The organism is Nocardia higoensis (genome assembly GCF_015477835.1).
Taxonomy (GTDB): Bacteria; Actinomycetota; Actinomycetes; order Mycobacteriales; family Mycobacteriaceae; genus Nocardia; species Nocardia higoensis_A.
The window spans coordinates 578,176-599,855 of record NZ_JADLQN010000001.1 but is presented as its reverse complement, the minus strand read 5'-3'; the positions used below and the strand labels follow the sequence as shown (position 1 = coordinate 599,855).

General features: G+C 68.5%; 21 protein-coding genes. 9 read left to right on the top strand and 12 right to left on the bottom strand.

Annotated elements, in window-relative coordinates; translation table 11 throughout:
- Positions 1–478 precede the first annotated feature (478 nt).
- Positions 479–706 carry a hypothetical protein gene (locus IU449_RS02670; protein ID WP_228803652.1) on the top strand — a complete coding sequence of 76 codons (228 nt, stop codon included), beginning with the start codon at positions 479–481 and terminating at the stop codon, positions 704–706.
- A 60-nt stretch (positions 707–766) separates the two neighbouring features.
- On the opposite strand, the gene IU449_RS02665 is transcribed toward IU449_RS02670, so the two are convergent.
- Both IU449_RS02665 and IU449_RS02660 read right to left on the bottom strand, forming a co-directional pair.
- A complete protein-coding gene (locus IU449_RS02665) occupies positions 767–1,666 on the bottom strand; it encodes a helix-turn-helix domain-containing protein (RefSeq protein WP_195000365.1) in 900 nt (299 codons plus the stop codon).
- A gap of 146 nt (positions 1,667–1,812) precedes the next feature.
- The gene (locus tag IU449_RS02660; RefSeq protein ID WP_067860704.1) at positions 1,813–2,037 is read right to left on the bottom strand and encodes a DUF397 domain-containing protein; all 225 of its coding nucleotides are present in this window, start codon (positions 2,035–2,037) and stop codon (positions 1,813–1,815) included.
- A 376-nt stretch (positions 2,038–2,413) separates the two neighbouring features.
- On the opposite strand from IU449_RS02660, the gene IU449_RS02655 reads away from it, so the two are divergent.
- Both IU449_RS02655 and IU449_RS02650 read left to right on the top strand, forming a co-directional pair.
- Positions 2,414–3,211 carry an SAM-dependent methyltransferase gene (locus IU449_RS02655; protein WP_195000364.1) on the top strand — a complete coding sequence of 266 codons (798 nt, stop codon included), beginning with the start codon at positions 2,414–2,416 and terminating at the stop codon, positions 3,209–3,211.
- A 250-nt stretch (positions 3,212–3,461) separates the two neighbouring features.
- The gene (locus IU449_RS02650; RefSeq protein ID WP_195002576.1) at positions 3,462–3,725 is read left to right on the top strand and encodes a hypothetical protein; all 264 of its coding nucleotides are present in this window, start codon (positions 3,462–3,464) and stop codon (positions 3,723–3,725) included.
- A gap of 52 nt (positions 3,726–3,777) precedes the next feature.
- On the opposite strand, the gene IU449_RS02645 is transcribed toward IU449_RS02650, so the two are convergent.
- Together IU449_RS02645 and IU449_RS02640 are read right to left on the bottom strand one after the other, a co-directional pair.
- Complete coding sequence (locus IU449_RS02645) at positions 3,778–4,872, bottom strand: NAD(P)-dependent alcohol dehydrogenase (protein WP_195000363.1); 1,095 nt, start codon at positions 4,870–4,872, stop codon at positions 3,778–3,780.
- Entirely contained in the window at positions 4,869–5,357 is a 489-nt protein-coding gene (locus tag IU449_RS02640) for a DUF4334 domain-containing protein (protein WP_195000362.1), read from the bottom strand. The genes IU449_RS02645 and IU449_RS02640 overlap by 4 nt, the downstream gene beginning before the upstream one ends.
- A 125-nt stretch (positions 5,358–5,482) precedes the next feature.
- Between IU449_RS02640 and IU449_RS02635 the strand changes: the two genes are divergently transcribed.
- Entirely contained in the window at positions 5,483–6,046 is a 564-nt protein-coding gene (locus IU449_RS02635) for a TetR family transcriptional regulator (RefSeq protein WP_195000361.1), read from the top strand.
- 45 nt (positions 6,047–6,091) lie between these two features.
- On the opposite strand, the gene IU449_RS02630 is transcribed toward IU449_RS02635, so the two are convergent.
- Positions 6,092–6,736 (bottom strand): TetR/AcrR family transcriptional regulator, encoded by a 645-nt coding sequence (locus tag IU449_RS02630; RefSeq protein WP_195000360.1) that lies wholly within the window; start codon positions 6,734–6,736, stop codon positions 6,092–6,094.
- A gap of 141 nt (positions 6,737–6,877) precedes the next feature.
- Here IU449_RS02630 and IU449_RS02625 point away from each other — a divergent pair, with 141 nt between their 5' ends.
- Complete coding sequence (locus IU449_RS02625; RefSeq protein ID WP_324188057.1) at positions 6,878–8,284, top strand: NAD(P)/FAD-dependent oxidoreductase; 1,407 nt, start codon at positions 6,878–6,880, stop codon at positions 8,282–8,284.
- 37 nt (positions 8,285–8,321) lie between these two features.
- Positions 8,322–10,109, top strand: a complete 1,788-nt coding sequence (locus tag IU449_RS02620; protein ID WP_195000359.1) for a hydroxysqualene dehydroxylase — start codon at positions 8,322–8,324, stop codon at positions 10,107–10,109.
- A 133-nt stretch (positions 10,110–10,242) separates the two neighbouring features.
- Here the strand turns inward: IU449_RS02620 and IU449_RS02615 are convergent, their stop codons facing one another.
- A complete protein-coding gene (locus IU449_RS02615; RefSeq protein WP_195002261.1) occupies positions 10,243–11,421 on the bottom strand; it encodes an MCE family protein in 1,179 nt (392 codons plus the stop codon).
- Between the two features lie 172 nt (positions 11,422–11,593).
- On the opposite strand from IU449_RS02615, the gene IU449_RS02610 reads away from it, so the two are divergent.
- Complete coding sequence (locus IU449_RS02610; RefSeq protein ID WP_195000358.1) at positions 11,594–12,952, top strand: cytochrome P450; 1,359 nt, start codon at positions 11,594–11,596, stop codon at positions 12,950–12,952.
- A 353-nt stretch (positions 12,953–13,305) separates the two neighbouring features.
- Here IU449_RS02610 and IU449_RS02605 read toward each other — a convergent pair whose 3' ends face one another.
- The 6 genes from IU449_RS02605 to IU449_RS02580 are packed head-to-tail and all read right to left on the bottom strand — an operon-like array spanning position 13,306 to position 19,147.
- Entirely contained in the window at positions 13,306–14,532 is a 1,227-nt protein-coding gene (locus IU449_RS02605) for a cytochrome P450 (RefSeq protein WP_195002260.1), read from the bottom strand.
- Positions 14,533–14,543: 11 nt separating this feature from the next.
- A complete protein-coding gene (locus IU449_RS02600) occupies positions 14,544–15,650 on the bottom strand; it encodes a dihydrodipicolinate reductase (RefSeq protein ID WP_195000357.1) in 1,107 nt (368 codons plus the stop codon).
- Positions 15,651–15,684: 34 nt separating this feature from the next.
- The gene (locus IU449_RS02595; RefSeq protein ID WP_324188055.1) at positions 15,685–16,920 is read right to left on the bottom strand and encodes a hypothetical protein; all 1,236 of its coding nucleotides are present in this window, start codon (positions 16,918–16,920) and stop codon (positions 15,685–15,687) included.
- Positions 16,917–17,141: a ferredoxin gene (locus tag IU449_RS02590; RefSeq protein WP_195000356.1), complete on the bottom strand. Its 225-nt coding sequence runs from the start codon at positions 17,139–17,141 to the stop codon at positions 16,917–16,919. Before IU449_RS02590 ends, IU449_RS02595 begins: the two co-directional genes overlap by 4 nt.
- Complete coding sequence (locus tag IU449_RS02585; RefSeq protein WP_195000355.1) at positions 17,138–17,941, bottom strand: SDR family oxidoreductase; 804 nt, start codon at positions 17,939–17,941, stop codon at positions 17,138–17,140. Before IU449_RS02585 ends, IU449_RS02590 begins: the two co-directional genes overlap by 4 nt.
- Positions 17,942–19,147 carry a cytochrome P450 gene (locus IU449_RS02580; protein ID WP_195000354.1) on the bottom strand — a complete coding sequence of 402 codons (1,206 nt, stop codon included), beginning with the start codon at positions 19,145–19,147 and terminating at the stop codon, positions 17,942–17,944.
- Positions 19,148–19,523: 376 nt separating this feature from the next.
- On the opposite strand from IU449_RS02580, the gene IU449_RS02575 reads away from it, so the two are divergent.
- Both IU449_RS02575 and IU449_RS02570 read left to right on the top strand, forming a co-directional pair.
- Positions 19,524–20,987 (top strand): dihydrolipoyl dehydrogenase family protein, encoded by a 1,464-nt coding sequence (locus tag IU449_RS02575; protein WP_195000353.1) that lies wholly within the window; start codon positions 19,524–19,526, stop codon positions 20,985–20,987.
- Between the two features lie 240 nt (positions 20,988–21,227).
- Entirely contained in the window at positions 21,228–21,602 is a 375-nt protein-coding gene (locus IU449_RS02570; RefSeq protein ID WP_195000352.1) for a carboxymuconolactone decarboxylase family protein, read from the top strand.
- Positions 21,603–21,680 lie beyond the last annotated feature (78 nt).

Here is a 21,680-nt window from a genome sequence, read left to right as displayed (position 1 = left end):
TTCTCCGGACACGAAGGTGAGTACCGGCACGGACCACGCCGGCCCTCATCGACAGCTTCACCCCACGCCCGGCCGGTCCGTCGAGACCCGATCCGACAGGCCATGAGCGGCGACAACACCGCCGCGCCACGGGCAGCGCTCGGTATTCACCCGGGGATGACGGGATGCAGTCATCCATAGCGATACCCCCGGCCGACACGATCGGAGCATGCCGCGAATACGCGAAAATCCCACTGTGTGAATACAAATGGACCTTGCAGATGTACTTGCATTTGCAAGAGGCACGGTCCTAGACTCGGAATCGCATAGCTGATCAGGGGACAACCAGTGGCGGCTGTTACGGCGAATCGATGGCTATGTCGCCAGAGATTAGCCGCCGCCAAAAGTCAGGGGCGTTCAGATGAATCATTCACTCATTGACGGCCACGTCGGTCTCGTCGAACCCACGCCGGTCGTTCAGCCACCGAACGGTAGGACAATGAGCACACCGCCGGCCCGCACCGGGCACGCGCAATCCAGGTACACGCGGGAAACAGCGGTCGCTTTCGTCATCGATGCTGTGGAGTCCACGGGCGCGGCGACGCGCAACGACTTCGACATCGATCGGATCGTCAGCACCGCACACGAGCTGGCCGAGGACTGGGATCTGAACTCGCTGCAGCCGGAGACGTTCTGGCGGATCGCATCCACCTGCATCAGGCCCTGACATCACTGTGGCCTGCCCGGGATCGTTCCGGGCAGGCCACAGTTGTCTGTCGTCAGCGGATCACAGGCGACCGGCGAAATCCTTCAGCCACTCACGCGAGGTATCCGGGGCCATCGCCTGCACACTCAGGCGATCCATCACCGAGCGGTACAGCGCCAGATCCTGGCTGCGTTCCAGGTACAGCGCACTGGTCAGGTGCTCCAGGTACACCACGTCGGGCAGTTCCGCCTCCGCGAAACGCAGGATGCTGAACGAACTTCCCGCGGCGGCGTGCTCGCCCGCCGAATACGGCAGGACCTGCACGGTCACATTGGGCAGATCGGAGTACTCGATCAGATGCTCGATCTGTTCGAGATGCACCCGCGAGCCGCCGACCGGCCGATGCAGCGCCGCCTCGTCGATAACGGCCCACACGATCGGTGGATCGGCGCGGAGCAGAATGTCCTGCCTGCGCCGACGGACGGCTACCCGTCGGTCGGTGTCCGCGTTGTCGCTTCCCAACGCGAGAACCGCCCTCGCGTAATCCGGTGTCTGCAACAGGCCGGGCACCAAGTGCGCCTCGTAGGTGCGGATCTTGCTGGCCGCCTGTTCCAGCCCCAGATACGTGCCGAACCACTGCGGCAGCAAATCGCTGTAGCGATGCCACCACCCCGGTTCGTTCGCCCGCCGCGCGAGATCGAGGAATGCCTCACGCTCGGCGGGATCCGTGACACCGTAGAGAGTGAGAAGATCCCGGATGTCACGTTCCTTGAAACCCGTGCGCCCCAACTCGAGACGGCTTATCTTGGCATGCGAGCCGCGGATCGCGTCCCCCGCTGCCTCGCGGGTGATGTTGCAGCTCTCCCGTAGCTTCCGTAGCTGACCGCCGAGCGCGATCCGCAACACGGTCGGACCACGTTCCGCGGCGGGTCGCGACGCACGGCCGTCATCGTGAGGTTGCGCATTGGGATCTGCGATCATTGAGCTCGTCTCCGATACTCGAGTTTGCCCACCAGTGTGTCACATACGTCGTCGCGCCATACGCAGCTCAGCGTTACAGCCATGGCGAACCCTTCGGCATCCGCCCGGCGCCGTAGGACACACCGCATCGATCGCAATGTTACCTTTCAGTTAGTCAAATCGTCGAATTCCCCAGCCTTCGCGCCGCGGACGAACGCGTCGATCTCCGGACGGGTGTAGAAGACGACCGGACCTTCGGGGTCGCGCGAGTTACGCAGGGCTACACGACCATCGGTCGCCTCGGCCAGTTCGACGCAATTCCCGCCGCTGGGACCGCTGAACGAGCTCTTGCGCCAAGCACCGGTGACACGGTGCGCCTTGTTCTCCGACATATCCACTCCTCTGTGCGCAGTGCGGAAGATTCGTACGAGTCGGTTGTGCAGATGCAAAGTCAAACGTTCTTGCATCTGCACCGCCGCGCGAACGATAGCACGGAGTTCACCGCGTGTGGCGTTGTGCGACAATCTTTTTCGAACCTAACGGTCGGCTTTGTTAAGCCGGTCGAGAACCGCCCGAAGAGGGTCCACTCAGCTATCGCATCCACCCCGCTCCCGGAGCACGAATCTTGTACTGTCACTGAGCAACATCGGATGTACCGACATTCGCGACACGCCCCACGCCGATTTCCTCGGCGCGCCGCAGCGGGATGGTGCGTCCACCACCACGAAGTACATCGCTCGTCCGAGCTAGTCCGAGGAGCCGCACACCATGTCCGAAACCAACGCACCCTTGATCCGGACCGATATCCCGCATTCCGCGCGTATCTGGAATTACTGGATGGGCGGCAAGGACTACTACGAAATCGATCGGGTAGCGGGCGACGCGGGCATCGAGGTCGATCCCGACATCACCACCATGGCGGTCCAGTCACGACAGTTCCTCATCCGCGCCGTGAGTTATCTGGCCGGCGAGGTGGGGATCCGTCAGTTCCTCGACATCGGCACCGGCCTGCCGACCATGCAGAACACCCACGAGGTCGCCCAGAGCATCGCTCCCGAGACCAAGGTGGTCTACGTCGACAACGATCCCCTGGTGCTGACCCACGCGCGCGCGCTGCTGACCAGCACCACCCCCGAGGGCGTGACCACCTACGTGGACTGCGACTTCCACGACGCCGACCAGATCGTGTCCGACGCGCGCAACGTGCTCAATTTCAACGAGCCGGTCGCCGTGATGTTCATGGGAGTGCTCGGCCACGCCAAAACCTACGACGAACTGCGCCGCATCGTGGACACCGTGCTCGCCGCAGTGCCCTCCGGCAGCTACCTCGTCATGTGGGACGGCACCATCGACAACCCCAACTATGTTGCGCTGTGCAAGAACTATGCCGAGACCGGTGGCGTTCCGTACACCGCCCGTACACAGGACGAGATTCGCGCCGTCTTCGACGGCCTCGAGTTCGTCGAGCCCGGATTCAGCTCCATCACCGAGTGGCGCCCGGATGCCACCCAGGTGGGCGAGATCCGGCCCATCTCGGCGTACGGCGGCGTCGCACGCAAGCCCTGAGGTATCAGCCGAAAGTCGTTGTGGCACACACCAGGCCGTCGTCCCGCCGGACGACGGCCTGGCCGTTTCCAGACCGCCCGGAATCCTTTCGGATGTACTTGCATCTGTAAGCGACAGACGCATAAACTTCCGGCAAACATCAACCGGGGAGGTGCGTCGAACCCGTAGGCGCGACTTCGATTTCGGTGTCCGCCACGATGCCGATGCACGAGAAATCGCCTCCCCATCGCGAGAGGCGAGGGGCGGTCCGATGAGCCAACCATTGCGAACCCCGTACCCGGCCGGCATCGGTGCCGCGACCGGTAGGGGAACCGACATGCTGCCCGCTCGCGCGGATACCTTGCGCGCCAGGATGTTCACCGAGATCGCCGCGGCGGACTGCACGACCGAGCCCGGTGGGCTGACATATCGTCGTGCCCGCGACATCCTCCAGGTGCACGAGGTGCACGGACCCCGGTGCAGGCAATGGCTGGCAGCGGCGGCCTATCTATCGGCGGGTCTGGACGACGAATGAGAGCGGGGCGCCGGTATCACCGACGCCCCTCGTCATCGAGCACGACGGCGATTCACCAGCGCAGCACGGGCTTCACGATCTTTCCCGCACGCTGGTCGTTCAGCGCGACATCGATCTCGGGGCCGGGATAGACCGACACCAGCCGCTCCAGCGGGAACCGACCGGCACGGTGCAGCTCCAGCAGCTGCGGGATGAACACCGACGGCACGGAGTCACCCTCCAGGCAGCCACGAATACTCTTGCCGTTCATCACCATATCGCGCACATCCACCGGGGGCGTGCCCGAGCCGAGCCCCAACGCGACGACCGTTCCACCGACCGCGAGGGCGCGAACCGCGTCGCCGAGCACCGCCGGAATGCCGGTGGTGTCCACGGCGTGCGCCGCCCCGGTTCCGGTGAGTTCGCGAATACGCTCCGCTGTGCCGCCCCCGGCGGGATCGATCACTTCGGCCGCGCCGAGCTCGATGGCGAGATCACGGCGCTGCGGCGAGGTCTCCACCACGACCGTACGCAACCCGTCGACCGTGGCGGCCGCCAGCAGCGCCGCCATCCCGACCGCGCCCGCGCCGAACAACGCCAGCCAGGAGTCTCCCTCCGGGGCGAGAACGTTGAGCACCGCACCGGCACCGGTCTGGAAGCCGCAGCCCAACGGCGCCGCGAGCGCGAGATCGATCGACGGGTCGACGACGACGGTGTTGTCCTCGGTGGACAGCGCGTAGCCCGCGAGACTGGATTGGCCGAAGAAGCCGTCGAGCACGCGCGCGCCGTCGACGGTGACACGCGACGTTCGGTCTGCGCGAGCTCCGAAAGTGTTCAGCGCGTTGGCCTTCAGACAGTAGGCCGGACGGCCCGCGGCACAGTTCCGGCAGTCGCCGCAGTGCCGGAACGTGAGCACCACGTGGTCCCCCGGACGCACCGAGGCGACCTGGGCACCGACTTCCTCGACGATGCCCGCCCCCTCGTGCCCGAGCAGTACCGGCCGCTGGGACGAACCGGCGGCGCGGCTGACCAGATCGGTGTGGCAGATGCCGGACGCCACGATGCGCACCAGGATCTCGTCGGCACGGGGCCCGTCCAGGGTCACCTGTTCCAGGCTGAACGGCTCCCCCGGATCGCGGGACAGCGCGGCGGTCGTGACGGTGGTCATCGGACCGCGCCCGCCTCGGGATCCCGCTCCAGCAGGAAGTAGAAGTGTTCGTCGCGACTGAGCACCAGCTCGCGCCTGCCGTTCATGATGCCCATGAGGGTGTTCTCGTCGAGCCACTTGAAGTGGTCGAAGACCGCACGGCCGTCGTAGACCATGGTCGCGGTGACCTCGCCGCGGAACTCGATGTTCCACAGCGTCGCCTCACCTTGGCCCAGCTCGATGTTCGAGAACAGATTCCCCTGCTCGTCACGGCAGATGAGCGGCTTGGCGTCGTCGAGGGCCAGGAAATGCTTGCCGTGCCAGCGGCTCGCGGCCAGCGCCTTGCACAGCGGATGGCCGGTCTGGAATGCGGCGCCGCGCCACGGCCCGAGGATGTCCTCGGCGCGCGCGGTGGGCAGCTGGGACCAGAGCTGGTCCAGATCGCGGGGCGAGACGCCCTCGCCCACCTCGCGCAGCACCCGCCAGTCGATCCGATCGGTCGTCACAGTCCCTACCTCCGCACAGTATCGGCTCCGCTGCCGCCGACTCCGGATGGCGCGACGGTCGTCCGGGGCCTCCGAACCCGACGATATATCCGAACCAAATGGTTCGGCAAGCTAGGATCAACGCCATGCGGGCAGCAGGAGAGGCGACCAGAGAGCGAATACTCGCCGCGGCGAAAGCGGAGTTCGCCGAGTTCGGGGTGGCGGGCGCGCGCATCAACCGCATCGCCGCGGCGGCGCGGGCCAGCAAGGACCGTCTGTACGCCTACTTTCCCGGCAAGGACGAGTTGTACGCGGCGGTGATCCAGCGCTGGGCGGCACAGACGACCACGGAGACAGCGCTGTCGGCCGACGATCTGCCCGGCTATGTCGGGCGGCTGTTCGACCACTTCGTGGCCAACCCGGACAACGCCCGGCTACAGGCCTGGGCCGATCTGGAGCCGGCCGTGCACGAAGCCGTCGTCGAGATACTGCGAGCCGAGGTCGCGCCGAAGCTCGCCGAGGTCAGGCGCGGTCAGGCCGCGGGCACGGTGACCGAGGAGTTCCATCCGATCGCGCTGCTGCGCATTCTCACCGACATGGCCCGCACCTCGGCCACCCACGCCGTGCAGGCTGCCGACGAGGCGAGCCGGGCGGCTCAGCGCGAGGCCGTCGTGCTCGCGGCACGGCGATTGGTTGAACCGCACACCTGATCGGCGAGATCGTCTGGCGGACAGGCTTTTCAGCGCCCTACCCGCTCAGCGGTCCGGCGCGTCGCCGTAGACGATCAGCCAGATCGCGCGACCGAGCGCTTTGGCCATCGCCTCGTCGTCAGGACCGGAATCCCGCGCGAAGGCCGTCGCGATGGAACGTTCCACCATCGAGGTCAGCACCACCGCGGTCGCAGCCGGGTCGACGCCGGGGTCGACACGGCCCGCGTCCCGCTCGGATGCCAACCGGGCGCGCACGATCTCGACGAAGGCCGCCACCCGGCTGCGCCAGTAGTGGCCGACGTCGCGGTCGTAGGAGGCGACCTCGGCCAAGGCCAGCAACAGGAAGCGGTGCTCACGGAAGCCGGCGATCATGGCGCTGATCGCGGCGACGACCCCGGCCTGTTCGTCGGCATGTTCGGCCTGCCACCAGTACTCGGCGGCGCGGAACAGATCCGCGGTCGCCAGTTCGGCCATGCGGACCAGCAGCCTGCTCTTGTCCGGGAAGTAGCGGTAGAACGTCGAGCGCGCCGCCCCGGACGCCGCGGCGATCCGTTGCACCGCGATCTCGGTGAACGGCGTTCCGTCGGCGAGCAGCTCCTCGACCGCCACCAGGACGCGCTGCTCGAATTCGGCGCGCCGATCGTCGTCCGCTTTGCGCGCGGTCTTGCGGACCCGGGTCAGTGACGCCATCCGGCGCCCGTCGCGTCCACGGCGTGACGCCGCCCCGAGCGGCTGCATGACTGCATGCCGCCCATTCTGCCCACACATGTGCGGTTGTTGACAATCGCGCGGACCGACCTCACCATAATCGGACAGTGTGTCCGAGACTAGGTGACCGAGGCGGTTCGGATGGACGGCTCACCCGCTGCGCAGGGCGAAGAAACCGAGGTCATCATCGTGGGAGCGCGTTGTGCCGGGTCCGCGGCCGCGGTCGCCTTCGCGCGCGCCGGACGCTCCGTGGTGGTCCTCGACGCCGCGAAATTTCCTTCCGACACGTTGTCCACCCACCTGCTGTGGCCTGCGACAGTCGCCGAACTGCGACGTGCGGGCGCGTTGGCCCGAGTGCGAGCGATCGGCGCGCCCGAATTGCGATCCGCCTTCGCGGCGGGATCCGGCGTGGACGTCACCTCGGACTTCACCCCGGCCGAGGGCATCGACTACGCACTCTGCGTGCGGCGCACCGGCTTGGATGCCGCGCTCGTGGAGACCGCCCGGGCGGCGGGCGCGCAGGTGCGCGAGGGGTCGCGCGTGGCGGAACTGCTCTGGGACGGGCGGCGCTGCGTCGGTGTCCGGTACACCGACGCAGCGGGGACACACGAGCTGCGAGCCGCCCTGGTGGTCGGCGCGGATGGCAGGCGCAGCACGGTCGCCCGGCTGACCGGGGCTACGACACCGTGGCTGGCTGTTCCCAGCGGGCGGGACTGCTTCTTCGCGTACTGGCGCGATGCCGCGGACTCGTGGCGGCACATCGCCGCGCAATGGCGCGAGGGCACCGATCTCGGCACCGCCTTCCCGTGTGAGGAGGGCTTGGTGCTCAGCCTGGTGCAGCCGGCCGTCGCCGAGGGGAAGCTGCGCCCCGGTGTCGCCGAGCGCAGCTATACCCAAGCGCTGCAACGACTTCCCGGACTGACCGAGCGGCTGTCCGGCTGTGAGCGGGTCGGCCGCGTGCGCTCGGCGACCGGCATCGAGTCCTATTTCCGGCACGCGGCGGGCCCCGGCTGGGCGCTGGCCGGGGACGCCGGCCATTTCAAGGATCCGGTCACCGCGCAGGGCATTCGCGACGCGCTGCGCTACGGGCGGCTGCTGGGCGAGATGGCGGCACCGGTCCTCGACGACCGCGCCGAACTCGATGCGCTGCTCCGGGATTGGGAGCGCAGGCGAGTGGCCGATTGTCTCGAGATATTCCAGTGGACCAATCGGCTCGCGCGCGGCACGGCGATGAATTCGCTCGAGATCGAGCTGTACCGCAAGGCCGCCACCGACCGCGGCCTCGCCTCGCAGGTCACCGAGATCTTCTCCCGCACCAAGCGCCCCTCCGACATCCTCGGACCGACCCGCAGCGTCGAACTCACCGCCCGCGCGCTGCGCCGTTCCTTTCCCGCCCTCACCCCGGTGCTCGCCGATCTCGCCGGTGAGGCGCGCGATCTGGTCTCCGATTGGTGGCAGGCCCGCGGCGTCACCGCCGCCGGGCACCTGCCGCCGTCCTCCCCCCGCCGTGACATTCGGCCACTCGTGTGATCACCCCCTCCGACCGCCGTCTGTTCAGGAGAGCGACATGGATGACAAGCGACCCGCCACCGGACCCACCCGCCGCGACGTACTGCGTGGCGCGCTGGCCGCGGGCATCGGCCTGGCCGCCACCGCGCCGATGGCCGACGCGACCGGCTCCAGGCGCACGCCGTGGCTACGCACCGGCGGCGGCCGCACGGTCGCTGTGTTCGGCGGCGGCGTCGCCGGACTGTCGGCCGCGCACGAGCTGATCGAACGCGGCTACCAGGTGACCGTGTACGAACCGTCCTATCTGGGCGGCAAGGCGCGCAGTATGCCGGTCCCCGGCACCGGGCGCGACGGACGGCTCGATCTGCCAGGTGAGCACGGATTTCGCTTCTTTCCGGGGTGCTACCAGAACATCCCGGAGCTGATGAGCCGAATCCCGTTCCCCGGCAACCCGAACGGTGTGGCGGACAACTTGATCCGGGTCGAGGGCACGGTGGCGGGCTTCCGGGGCAAACCGCCGATCTTCGTGCCGGTCGAACTCGGCGCGGTCGACCAGCTCACGCCGCAGCGGTTGCAGAACAGCATCATCGGCGGATTGAGCTTCATCCCCGAACTGCCGCCGACGGAGCTGGCCTTCTTCGGCAAGCAGATGATGATGTGGTTCACCTCCTGCGACGAGCGCCGGTTCGGGCAGTGGGAGCACATGACCTGGGAACAGGCATTGCGCGCCGACGGCAAGTCCCCGGCCTATCGCGACTATCTGGTCTCCGCGCTGACCAGGATCACCGTCGCCGCCAAGCCGCACATGAGTTCGGCACGCACCATCGGCACCATCGGCGAGGCGCTCGTGCTCGCGGGCACAGGATTGATCCCGCAGTACTCCGGCGGCATCGACCGCATCCTCAACCGGCCGACCAACGAGGCGTGGATCGACCCATGGGTGGAGTATCTGCGCGCACGCGGCGTGCGATTCGTGATGGGTCAGGGCGCGACCCACTTCGAGATGCGCGGCGGGCTGGTCAGCGCGGTGCGCACGGCGGGCTCGGCCGGATCGAACACGGTGACCGCCGACTGGTACCTGTGCGCCGCACCGGTCGACCGTACCGTCCCGCTGCTGAACGAGGCCCTCCTCGACGCCGATCCGAGCCTGGCGGGAATGCGGCAGCTGATCGTGGACTGGATGGTCGGCATCCAGTACTTCCTGCGCACCTCGACCGAACTGCCCGAGGGCCACGTCGCCGCGCTCGGCACCCCCTGGGCGCTGACCGCGCTGAGGCAGGCGCCCATGTGGGTGGACGACTTCGCGAGCAGGTACGGCGACGGTACGGTGCGCGAATGCCTTTCGGTCGACATCTCCGACTGGGACACACCCGGCATCCTCTACGGCAAGACCGCCAAGCAGTGCACCAAGACCGAGATCGCGGCCGAGACCTGGGCCCAGCTGAAGGAATGGCTCAATACCGGTACCGGCTGGCTGCGCGACGAGGATGTGCACTCCTGGCATCTGGATCCCGGCATCACCTGGAACGGCGGCGCGATCGACAACGCCACCCCGCTGCTGGTCAATACGGTCGGCTCCTACGCCCACCGACCGCACTCGTACTGCGCCGTCCCCAACTTGTTCTTCGGCGGCGACCACGTGCGCAACCACATCGATCTGGCGACCATGGAGGGTGCCAACGAGTCCGGACGCACCGCGGCCAACGCGATCATGGACGCCGCGGACGATCCCGGTCCGCGGGCGCCGGTGTTCCCGCTGGTGCGGCTGCCGATCTTCGAGGCAGCCAAGGCGGTGGACGCCGATCGGTATCGGGCGGGGTTGCCACACGTGCTGGATCTGGTCTAGCCCGGGGGATCCGGTGCGGTTGTACGCGCCCGCGGGGTGATGGGTCAGGCGGGCTCGGCGTCGAGCGCGGACATGCAGGAGCGACTGTCGGCTGCGGTCGTGCGCCGCTGTCCGCCGTCCGGGTCGTCGGCACTCACCGGCCGAGCAATTCGCCGAAGAACACCTCGAAGACCGTTCGCGGGTCGTGGATCCACCGACTCGACGTGGACGGCACGAACGGCATGCCCTCGTTGGTGTCGGTGACGACGTAGTTCGAATGCGAGCCCGGCGCCGGGTCGACCAGGCCCGTACAGTCCGGCCCGCCGGTGGCGTTCACCTTCGGCAGGTCCTCGGGGTACCGGTACGGCTCCGCACCGAACATGAAGTGGGCGTTGAAGGCCGCGCCGGGTTGGTTGCCGCCGAAGATCGCCTCGCCTTGCGGCAGTACTGTGACGACGGCGTTCACCACGCAGTTCACCGCCGGGCTGTACCGGTGCAGCAGCGCGGTGGCCGGGGCGAGCAGGGCGAGGGAGTCGGCGAGGTTCTGTTCGTTCTCGGAGAGCACCGTGCCCACGGTCTGTGCCAGGCCGGTGACGTTCATCAGCACCTCGTCGAAGTCGGCGCTGTGATCGGCGAGGGTGGCCGAGGTGACAGTGGCGTTGTCGACCGTGCGCAGCAGGTCCGGTGTGGTGTCGGCATAGATCCCGGCGACCTGGGCGGTGGCGGCCATGTCGGCGCGCAAGGTGGGCAGTGTCGGATTCATCTCCCGCAGATAGGTGTCGGCGCGTTCCAGCAATTCGCCGAGCGTGGCGCCACGGCCGCGCAGCGCCTGACCGAGCGCGGCCAGCGTCGCGTTCAGTTTCGAGGGTTCGATTCGCGCGAGAATCGTCGACAGCCGCTGGAAGAGCGTGTTGAACTCGACGGTCACGGCGTCGGCGCGGATCAGCGCGCCGTCGCTCAGCGATGCCGCCGACGGCTGCGGCGGATCGACGAAATTGATGTACTTCGCGCCGAACACGGTGGTCGAGCGGATGTCGACCAAGGCGTTCTCCGGCACCATCGGCATCAGTGCCGGATCGAGTTCCAGGGTCAGGCGCACCCGGTCGGAATGGGGCTCGACGGCGGCCACCCGGCCGATCTCCACGCCGCGCATGCGGACCTCGGCGTCGGGGTCGAGCACCAGGCCGCTGCGCGGAGCGTCCACGGTGACCACGGCGGTGTCCTGGAAACGCCCGGCGAAGGCGGCCAAGGCCAGCAGGATCACCACGACTCCCGCCGCCACGAACACCAGACCCGCCGCTTTCAGGCGTAGCGCCTCCCAGACTCTACGCAGGTGAGAGTGCCGATTCCGGGGGATGTGCTGACGTGGGTCCACTGTTCACCTCTCGCGAGGGTGCCGGGTGCGCGGTCCACCGCGGCTCTCTTGCCCGGTTCCCGTTCGTCATAGTACTGTCCAGACACGTGTCCATCATGTGAATTGGACAGGTATCTGCGGAAGGATTCCGATGACTCTGGTGAAACCACAGCGGGTCTCCGGCGGGGAGCACGAACACGGGCACCTCGAGGAGTTCCGCACCGACCCGATCGCCCTGATGCGGCGCGTACGAGCCGAATGCGGCGACGTCGGCGCGTTCGAGCTGGCGGGCAAGCAGGTCATCCTGCTCAGCGGCGCCGAGGCCAACGAGTTCTTCTTCCGCGCGGGCGACGAGGACATGGATCAGGCCGCGGCTTACCCGTTCATGAAGCCGATCTTCGGCGACGGCGTGGTGTTCGACGCCAGCCCGGAACGCCGCAAGGAGATGCTGCACAATTCGGCCCTGCGCGCGGAGCAGATGCGCGGGCACGCGAGCACTATCTCCGCCGAGGTCGAACGCATGCTGGCGACCTGGGGCGACGAGGGTGAGATCGACCTGCTCGAGTTCTTCGCCGAACTCACCATCTACACGTCCTCGTCGTGCCTGATCGGCGTGAAGTTCCGCAACGAGCTCGACGACCGGTTCGCCAAGCTCTATCACGAACTCGAGCGCGGCACCGACGCGTTGGCCTATGTCGATCCCTACGCTCCGATCGAGAGCTTCCGCAAGCGCGACGAAGCGCGCGCCGCCCTGGTGGAGTTGGTGCAGCAGATCATGGACCAGCGCGCCGCCGCCCCACCCACCGACAAAGCCGAGCGCGACCTGCTCGACGTGCTGGTCTCGGTGCCCGGCGACGACGGCGGGCCGCGATTCTCGGCAAGCGAGATCACCGGCATCTTCATCTCGATGATGTTCGCCGGCCACCACACCACCTCGGGCACCGCGGCATGGACCGTCATCGAACTGCTGCGCCACCCCGATCTGCTGAGCAGGGTGACCGCCGAACTCGACGAGATCTACACCGACGGCCAGGACGTGAGCTTCCACGCGTTGCGCCAGATCCCGCTGTTGGAGGCGACGCTCAAGGAGACCCTGCGGCTGCATCCGCCGCTGATCATCCTGATGCGGGTGGCGCAGGGCGATTTCGAGGTGTGCGGGCACCACATCACCAAGGGCGATCACGTGGCCGCGACACCGGCGATCTCCAACCGGCTGCCCGAGGACTTCCCCGATCCGGACGCCTTCGATCCGGGCCGATACATCGACCCCAACCAGGCCGATCTGGTCAACCGCTGGACCTGGATCCCCTTCGGCGCGGGCAGGCACCGCTGCGTCGGCGCGGCGTTCGCCCTCATGCAGCTCAAGGCGATCTTCTCCATCCTGTTGCGGGACTGGGAGTTCGAGATGACGCAGCCGTCGGAGAGCTACCGCAACGACCACTCCAAGATGGTCGTGCAATTGGCGCAGCCGTGCCGGGTCCGCTACCGGCGTCGCACCGGGAGGGCCTGAGCCCACGTCGTCATCACCATGCCCGGCACCGTCGGAACTGCTGCGCCACAGCATGAACCGGCCACGGGCAGACCAGCGCGGTGGCCGACGTGTGTGCCGTCGGCCACCGCGTCCGGCTTCCCCGGCGACGACCTGCCCGGTATTCGCGGGTGGTCCGGCGTCGACGCACAGGCGTCGCCTCCGCTGGGGGACGCGACGAGGGCGGCCGGGGTACTCGGCCGGTGCGCTCGACGGGAGTCGACGGTCCCGACCATCACGACCACGCTCCACGGGGCGGACGGGTCGTTCGTGACGGCCCACGCATACCTCGTCACCATCGATGGCGACGAGGTATGCGCCGACGCCGCGCGGACCTATTCGTAGGCGACCTGCCAGCTCTTGATCCCGTGGATCCACCCGTTGCGCAACCGCACCGGCGCGGACAGCTCGCGCAGATTCGGCATGGCGTCGGCGATGGCGTTGAACATCAGGTCGATCTCGAGCCGGGCGAGATTGGCGCCGACGCAGTAATGCGTGCCGGTGCCGCCGAAGCCGACATGCGGATTCGGGTTGCGGCCGATGTCGAAGGTGAACGGTTCGTCGAAGCCGTCCTCGTCGAAATTGGCCGAGCCATAGAACAATCCGACCCGCTGCCCCTCGCGGATGAGCTGTCCGCCGAGTTCGACGTCGCGGGTCGCGGCGCGTTGGAAGACCGTCACCGGCGTCGCCCAGCGCACGATTTCATCGGGTGCGGTACGGGGGCGCTCGGCCTTGAATCGTTCCCACTGCTCGGGGAAATCCACGAACGCCTTCATGCCGTGGGTGATGGCGTTGCGGGTGGTCTCGTTGCCCGCCACCGACAGCAGGATGACGAAGAAGCCGAATTCCTCCGACGCCAGCGCTTCGCCGTCGATGTCGGCCTGGATCAGCTCGGTGACGATGTCGTCGGCGGGACAGGCCCGGCGCTGCTCGGCCATGTTCCAGGCGTAGCCGAGGACTTCGGCCGAGGCCATCGCCGGATCGCCGAATTCCGGGTCGTCGTAGTTGAGCATCTGGTTCGACCAGTCGAAGACCTTGCGCCGATCTTCCTGCGGCACGCCGAGCAGTTCCGCGATCGCTTGCAGCGGCAGCTCACAGGCGACCTGCTCGACGAAATCGCCGCTGCCCTCCTTCTTCGCCCGGTGCACGATCCGCGCGGCGCGTTCGGTGAGCGCGGCGCGCAGGCTCTCGACCGCGCGCGGGGTGAAGCCCTTGGAGATGATGCGGCGGATCTTGGAGTGCTTGGGCGGATCCATGTTCAGCAGCAGCGCGCCGGTCTCGTTCATCTGCGCGGGGGTGATATCGCCGGGCAGCCGGATGATCGAGCCCTTGCGCTGGGAGGAGAAGTCCTCGGGATTCCGCGAGATCTCCTTGATGTCGTCGAGTTTGCTCACCACCCAGTAGCCGCCGTCGTGGAATCCGCCGGAGTCCGCATCGGATTGGGCGTTCCACCACACCGGCGCGGTGCGGCGCAGCAGGGCGAACTCCTCCACCGGTCTGCGGTCGGCCCACAGCGCCGGGTCGGTGAAGTCGAACCCCACAGGCAACGACGGTGAGCTCACGTGTTCCTCGCTCAATTCTGTCTCCTGGAGTGTGTGGCGATGCCGAGGTGCGCGAATCCGCCCAGCAGGGGCAGGTCGCGGTAGGTGCGTACGCCCGGTTCCGCGGCGACCACCGCGGGCACCGAGTTCACGCAGTGCAGGGCGGTGGCCACGATGCCGGGGTGGCGGGTCAGCGCCGTGGCTCCGTCCTCCGCGGCCAGGCGGGGTTTCTCGGCGTGCATGCCGGTGATCACCGCGTGCGCACCGGGATCGCCGACGATGCGGATGTCGTAGCGTTCGCCCGCGGGACCGAACTCCCAGGCCGGCTCGAGGTTCTGTTCGCCCATCAGCCAGTTCACCCCGACGGTCACCACCGGGTTCCCGTCGACAGTGCCCTGCCAACGGATACGTTGCGCGGCCACCCGTCCGGGCTGGATGGGCCCGATCGGGGAGTCGATGGGTGCGGTGGCGACAGCGACCTCGTGCACGGTGCGCAGGTCGTCGTCGAGGTCGATGCCGAGCGTCTCGCCGACCAGTCGTACCGACTGCCCGTACCCTCCGGCGAGCATGCCCGCCATGAATCCGCCGGTCGCCTCCTCCGGTGTGGCACCGAAGCGCATCCAGTCGCGCACGACTTCCGGCGCGCCGTAGGTGCGGATGTCGGAGTACTCGTGCGCGTGGACCTCGGTGATCGAGCCGGAGAAGGCCGAGAGCACGATCGGCAGTTTGTCGGTCATGCCGCCGGGGTGGATGCCGGTGCCGTGCAGACTGACTCCGGCGTCCCGGCACACCGCCTCGAACTTCGCGCGCTGCGGGCCGGGCGGATGGAACCAGCCGAGCGGGGTGACCAGGTTCTTGCCCGAGGCCAGGATCGCCCGCATGACCGTGGTGTCGGCCTGTAGCGGGCTGTAGATCACGCAGTCTGCGGCCAGGGCCAGCAGCGCCTCGGCGTCGGTGGTGGCGCGCACCCCGGTGTCGGCGCGGCCGACCAGTGCACCGACGTCCACACCGTTCTTGTCCTCGCTGTGCACCCATACGCCGACCAACTCCAGGCCGGGATGGTCGAGCACGCCCTCGACTGCGGCCCGCCCGACTCCCCCGGCAGCCCATTGGATGACGCGAATCCTGTTGTCTTTCATGGTCACACGCCTCGATACTCGTAGACCTGCCGCTTCACAGCACGGTGAGCGGCAGCGGCTTCCCGCGATCGGCGAAGGCGAACTCGGCGCCGGTGCTGAAGCGGGTGACAGCGACCTCCGATGCCTCCCTGAACGGCTGATCGGCCAGCGTGAATTCGACCGTGAGACCGTCGGGCTCCCGGACGGCGCTCGCGACATAGCGCGGATTCACGCCGCGCGCCAGTGCGTTCAGCGGGGCGAGATGATCCACATCGAGCACGGAGGGCCAGGTGCCGTCGGTCCGGGCGCCGCTGTCGGCGGGTACGTGCAGACGCACGCCCTCGCCCTCGTGGGACACCTCGATGCCGGTGTAGGACAACGGGTTCAGCGCCGGGTGGACCGACAGGACCGCGGCCAGACCCGCACCGTCGTCGCCGGCTCCCAGGCAGCGCCGCAGTCGCTCCGCTGTCAGTCCCGCGATCCCGGTGAACTGCTTGCGCACGATATCGCGCGCCTCGTCCTCCCCGGTCCTGGCGCGCACCGCGATGCGGAAGCCCAGGGTCAGCAGGTGCTGTTGCAGGCACACCTCGCCCGCGATGCGCGCCAACGCCGAGTGGGAGAAGTCGCCGAAGCGCAGATCGCTCAGCAGCGGTCCGGAGTAGTCGCCCCGACCGTCGTCGTCCGGGTCGATGGGATCGAGGACGACGTGCGCCGCGGCGGAATCGGCCAGCAGATCGGAATTCGGCGGGATCGGCGGCGGCTCGTGCGCGGCGTCGATGATGACCGTCCACGCGCACATCGGTTTCCGGTCCGCGGGCATCCGAGGTGGCCGGTGGATCGGACGGACCTGCGCGCGCGGGTTGGTCGCCAGCGCGGTGGCGTCGAAGGTGGGGTCCTCGATGTCGTGGCACATCGACACGACGAACTCCTCCCCCATCGGCTCCACGTCGGCCAGCGCACCGCAGTGGTCGAGCCAGAATTCCCCGTGGTCGCGGTCGTGGATTCGGAACCGGAAATCCATGAACTGCGGCGGGGCGCCGATATCGAGCTGCAGGCCCTTGAAGATGGTTTCGACGCTGTCGCCGACGAAGCCCAGTGCGCGCTGCATGCGGCGGGTGTAGACCGGGCTGGCGGTCTGCCATTCCTCGATCGCCACGCCCGCCATGCCTTCCCGACCGAAGGCGGCGATGGTGTAGGCCATACCGCAGCGGTCGATGAGGTGTCCGCACAGCAACAGTTCGGGCACCAGCGCGGCCAGTGTGTCGCGCGACAGCGATCGGAAGGCCGTCACTTCGCACCCTCCGATCGGGTATCGGGCTCGTCGTCGACGAGCGACAGCGCTTGTGTCGGGCAGTAGCGGATCGCGTTCGCGACATCCTCGCGCCGGTCCGGGCCGGGTCTGGGATCGAGAATCTCGACCTGACCGCGCTTGGGCACGGAGAAGATGCCGGGCGCTTCGGCCTGGCAGGCGGCGTGGCCCTGGCACAGATCAAGGTCGACGACGATCCTCACGGCGCGTCCCCGGTCGCGGCGGGGCGCGCCTCGAGCGGCGCTTCCGGCTGCACCTCCACCAGCACCAGATGCGCCCCGCGCGGGGCACTGACCACCGCGACCACCGCGGATGCCAGCTGCGAGGCACGCAGGAAGTACGGATGCCGGGCGAAGCCCCACTTCTGCCAGGCTTCGAGCATCGGCCCGACTCGTTCGGCGGGCGAGGTCAGTCCCATGCCGGTCTGGGTCGGGCCGGGACGCACCAGCGACGCGCGGATTCCGGTGCCCTCCAATTCCATGCGCATCTGGTTCACCATCGCCTCGACGCCCGCCTTGGCCGCGCTGTAGGCGCCGGTCTGCGGGCGCGGGAGCTCGGCGCAGTCGGAGCTGATGAGCACGATGTCGCCGCGCTGCCGCTCCAGCATTCCCGGCAGCACCCGGTGCACCATCCGGTGCGCGCCCACCAGGTGCACCTGCACCTGCCGCAGGAAGTCCTCGGTGGGCATTTCGCCGACCGGACCGAATTCGATGTCGCCCGCGCCGGAGACCAGCATCTCGGTGGGTCCGTGAGCGGCCTCGGCGGCGGTCACGAAAGCATCGACCGAATCGCCGTCGAGCACGTCCAGTCGATGCGCCATGGCGGTGCCGCCGTCGGCCCTGATCTTCTCGGCCAATTCCGCACACAGCTCCACCCGGCGCGCACCCAGGGCCACCGGATGGCCGAGCCGGGCCAAGGCCACCGCGGTGGCCGCGCCGATGCCCGAGGACGCTCCCGCGATCACCGCGGGGCGGATCGTCGGATGGGGTTCGAAACGAGGCATTCAGCGCACCTCCACGGTGATCGGCAGATGGGCGAAGCCGCGCACGTTGGTCGAGTGCACGCGCTCGACGCCCTCGGTCACGACTTCGTAATCGCGCACCCGCGTGAGGAATTCACGCAGCGCGACATCGGCCTCCAGTCGCGCCAGGTGCGCGCCGAGGCAGAAATGCACGCCCGCGCCGAAGCTGGCCAGGGCGCTGGTGTGGGTCCGGTCCAGCCGGTAGGTGTCGGCGTCGTCGAAGGCCGCCGAATCGCGGTTGGCCGAGCCGATGAGCAGCAGCACCTTCGAGCCTGCCGGGATGACGCCGCCGTGCATCTCGATGTCGACCGTCGGGCAGCGCGCCACCATCTGGCTCGAGGTGTCGTAGCGCAGCGTCTCCTCCACCCAGTCCGGCACCCGCTCCGGATCGGCGGCGACCTTGGCGAACTCGGCCGGGTTGCGCCCCGCCCAGTACACCGCGTTGCCGAGCAGCTTGGTGGTGGTCTCGTTGCCGGCCACCACCATCAGGAACATGAAGCCGATGATCTCGTCGTCGGACAGCGAGTCGCCGTCGATCTCGGCGTCCAGCAATGCCGAGGTCAGATCGTCGGTGCGCCGCACACGCCGGTCCTTCACCATGTCGGCGTAGTAGCCGACCAGGCGCAGCGAGGCGTCGATCGCGGCGTCGGGCACGTCGAGCACCCCGTCTTCGCGGTGCACCACCAGATCGGCCAGCCGCCGGACCTCGGCGCGATCGGATTCGGGCACGCCCATCAGCTCCGAGATCACATCCATCGGCAGCTTGCCCGCGAAGTCGTCGATCCAGTCGAGACTGCCGCGCTCCAGGGCGGGACCGAGGTACTCCAGGGTGATCTCCCTGATCCGCGCCTCCATCTCGGCGACGCGGCGCGGGGTGAAGCCCTTGTAGACGAGCTTGCGCATGCGCATGTGCCGCGGATCGTCCATCGCCAGGAACGACATGGTGCGATGCGCGTGCGGGCCCCAGGCGGCGGGGTCGAGCGAGACGCCGTTGGCGCTGGAGAACCGGCCCGCGTCGCGGAAGGCCGCGATGACGTCCGCGTGCCGGGACAACGCCCAGAAGTCCAGGTCCGGATTGTGGTACAGCGGCGCCTCGGCGCGCAGCCGGGCGTAGATCGGGTACGGGTTCTCGTGGAACGCGTAGTCGTACGGATCGAATGTCAACGGTTCCACCGACGCCGCGGTCATCGCACCGTCCCCCATTTCGATAACAGGTTCTTCCCGCCGGGCATCCCCATGACGCACCGCGAAGACAGATAGCTGGACATGTGTCTGGACAGTACCATCGACACCATTCCATAACAATGGGCACCGCGAACACTTCCATGAAACCCCTCGCCCGGTCCGCCCGCACGACATTCGCGGCAACCGGCCACCAGCACCCGAACCGGAACACGTTCCTGCGATCGAGGGCAGTCGGCCGGTCCACCGCGCGTCACCCGGCACCGCGGCAGGAACGCGGACTACGGTGTGTCTCGCTGTCTGCACTTCCCGTCAGCAGCGGCCGGTCCCGCACGCCCCGGCGCACAGCCGGCCGCTGACCTCCGTCACCGAAAGCGCGGTCATGACAGACGAGAACGCTCGGACCTATGACGTCATCGTCCTCGGCGCCGGCCCGGCGGGCGAGAACGTCGCCGATCGGACCGCGGCCGCCGGCCTCCGCACCGTCGTCGTGGAGTCCGAACTGATCGGCGGTGAATGCTCGTACTGGGCCTGCGTTCCCAGCAAAGCGCTGCTGCGCCCGGCGCTGCTGCGCGCCGAGGCCGCCCGTATGCCCGGCGTCGACACGATCGTCACCGGCCCGCTCGACACCCCGGCCGTCCTGGCGCACCGCGACGCCATGGTCGCCGGCTGGGACGACCACGGGCAGGCCGACTGGCTCGAATCCGCGGGCATCGCGCTCATCCGCGGCGTCGGCCGGATCGCCGGGCCGCGGCAGGTGCGGGTCGAGACCTCCCAGGGTGAGGTGCTGCTGACCGCGCGGCACGCGGTGGCCGTGTGCACCGGCTCTCGCGCGGCCGTGCCCGCTCTGCCCGGCTCGGACGGCGTGCGGATCTGGACCAGCAGGGAGGCCACCGGCGCCCGCCGGGTGCCGAGCCGATTGATCGTGGTCGGTGGTGGCGTGGTCGCCACCGAGATGGCGACCGCGTGGCGGGCGCTGGGTTCGCGGGTCACCGTCGTCGTCCGCGGCGAGCGCCTGCTGCCCCGCATGGAGGCCTTCGCCGCGGACCTGGTCGTCGAGCGGCTGAAAGAGCGCGGCGTCGATCTGCGATTCGGTGCCACCGTCACCTCCGTCGAACGCTCGGGCGGTCCAGGCGATCGCATCGATGTCACGCTCGGCGACGGCACCCACCTCGTCACCGACGAAATTCTCTTCGCGACCGGCCGCGCACCGCGGACCGACGACATCGGCCTCGACACCGTCGGGCTGACCCCGGGCGAGTGGATCGAGACCGACGACACCTGCACCGCCACCGGGGTCGAGGGCGCCTGGCTCTACGCGGTGGGCGACGTCAATCACCGTGCGCTGCTCACCCATCAGGGCAAGTACCAGGCACGTATCGCGGGCGCGGCCATCGCCGACCGGGCGCGCGGGAACGCGCTCGACACCGCCGAGTGGGGACGCCATGCCGGCACCGCCGACCGGCTGGCCGTGCCGCAGGTCGTGGTCACCGACCCGGAGATCGCCGCCGTCGGCCTCACCACCGCTGACGCCGCACGCGCCGGACTCGAGGTCGACGTGGTCGATTACGACCTCGGCCGGGTCTCCGGCTCGGTCCAGTACGACCCCGCCTACCGCGGCTCCGCCCGAATGCTGGTCGACCCGCGTCGCCGCGTCGTCGTGGGCGCGACCTTCGCCGGACCCGGCGTCACCGAACTGTTGCATTCGGCGACCATCGCGATCGCGGGGGAGGTCCCCCTCGACCGGCTCTGGCACGCGGTTCCGTCGTTCCCGACCATCAGCGAGATCTGGCTGCGGCTGCTGGAGACCCATCGCGACGAGCATCGTTCCCGCGGCGGCGCCTGACCCCGGCGGAGCTCGACGCCTCGACATACGGCCGACGGCCCGACCCGGTACTGTGAACACCGAAAACAGGAACACGTTCTTGCGATCCATGATCGAATCGGACTATATTCCGAACACCTGTCCAGACAGTTCGGAGGGGCCCGCCGCGCCGCCGCGGCAGACCGTTCGCACGATCGAGTTCGAGGAGCCACGCATGCGGCGTTCTTCCCCCAGCCCCGGCGTCGGGCCGGACACACGGTCATGAGCGGGACGCAACCGGCCGAGCAGCAGTCGCGGACACGGGCGCGCGGACTGGCGAAGATGGGCGAGGTCTACGGTTTCGACTTCGCCGACGGTCAGGACGAGCTGTTCGCGATCACCGCCGACCACCTCTTCGCGGGCATCTGGTCGCGTCCCGGGCTCACCCTGCGCGATCGCAGGCTGCTACTGCTCGGCGCGCTCGCGGCAGGCGACATGTTCGATGTGGCGGGCATCCAGGTGGGCGCCGCCCTGCACAACGAGGAACTGAGTGCCGAGCAGTTGCGCGAGGCCGCCCGGTTCCTCGGTGATCATCTCGGCTCCGCGCCCGGCGAGGGGCTCGACGCGGTCGTCACCGCCGCACTCGACGACGCCTGACCCACTCCCTCCCCGGCCCCGCTCGACCCGGCACCGCTCGACCCGGCACCGCTCGGCCGGTACACCGCACAGACAAGG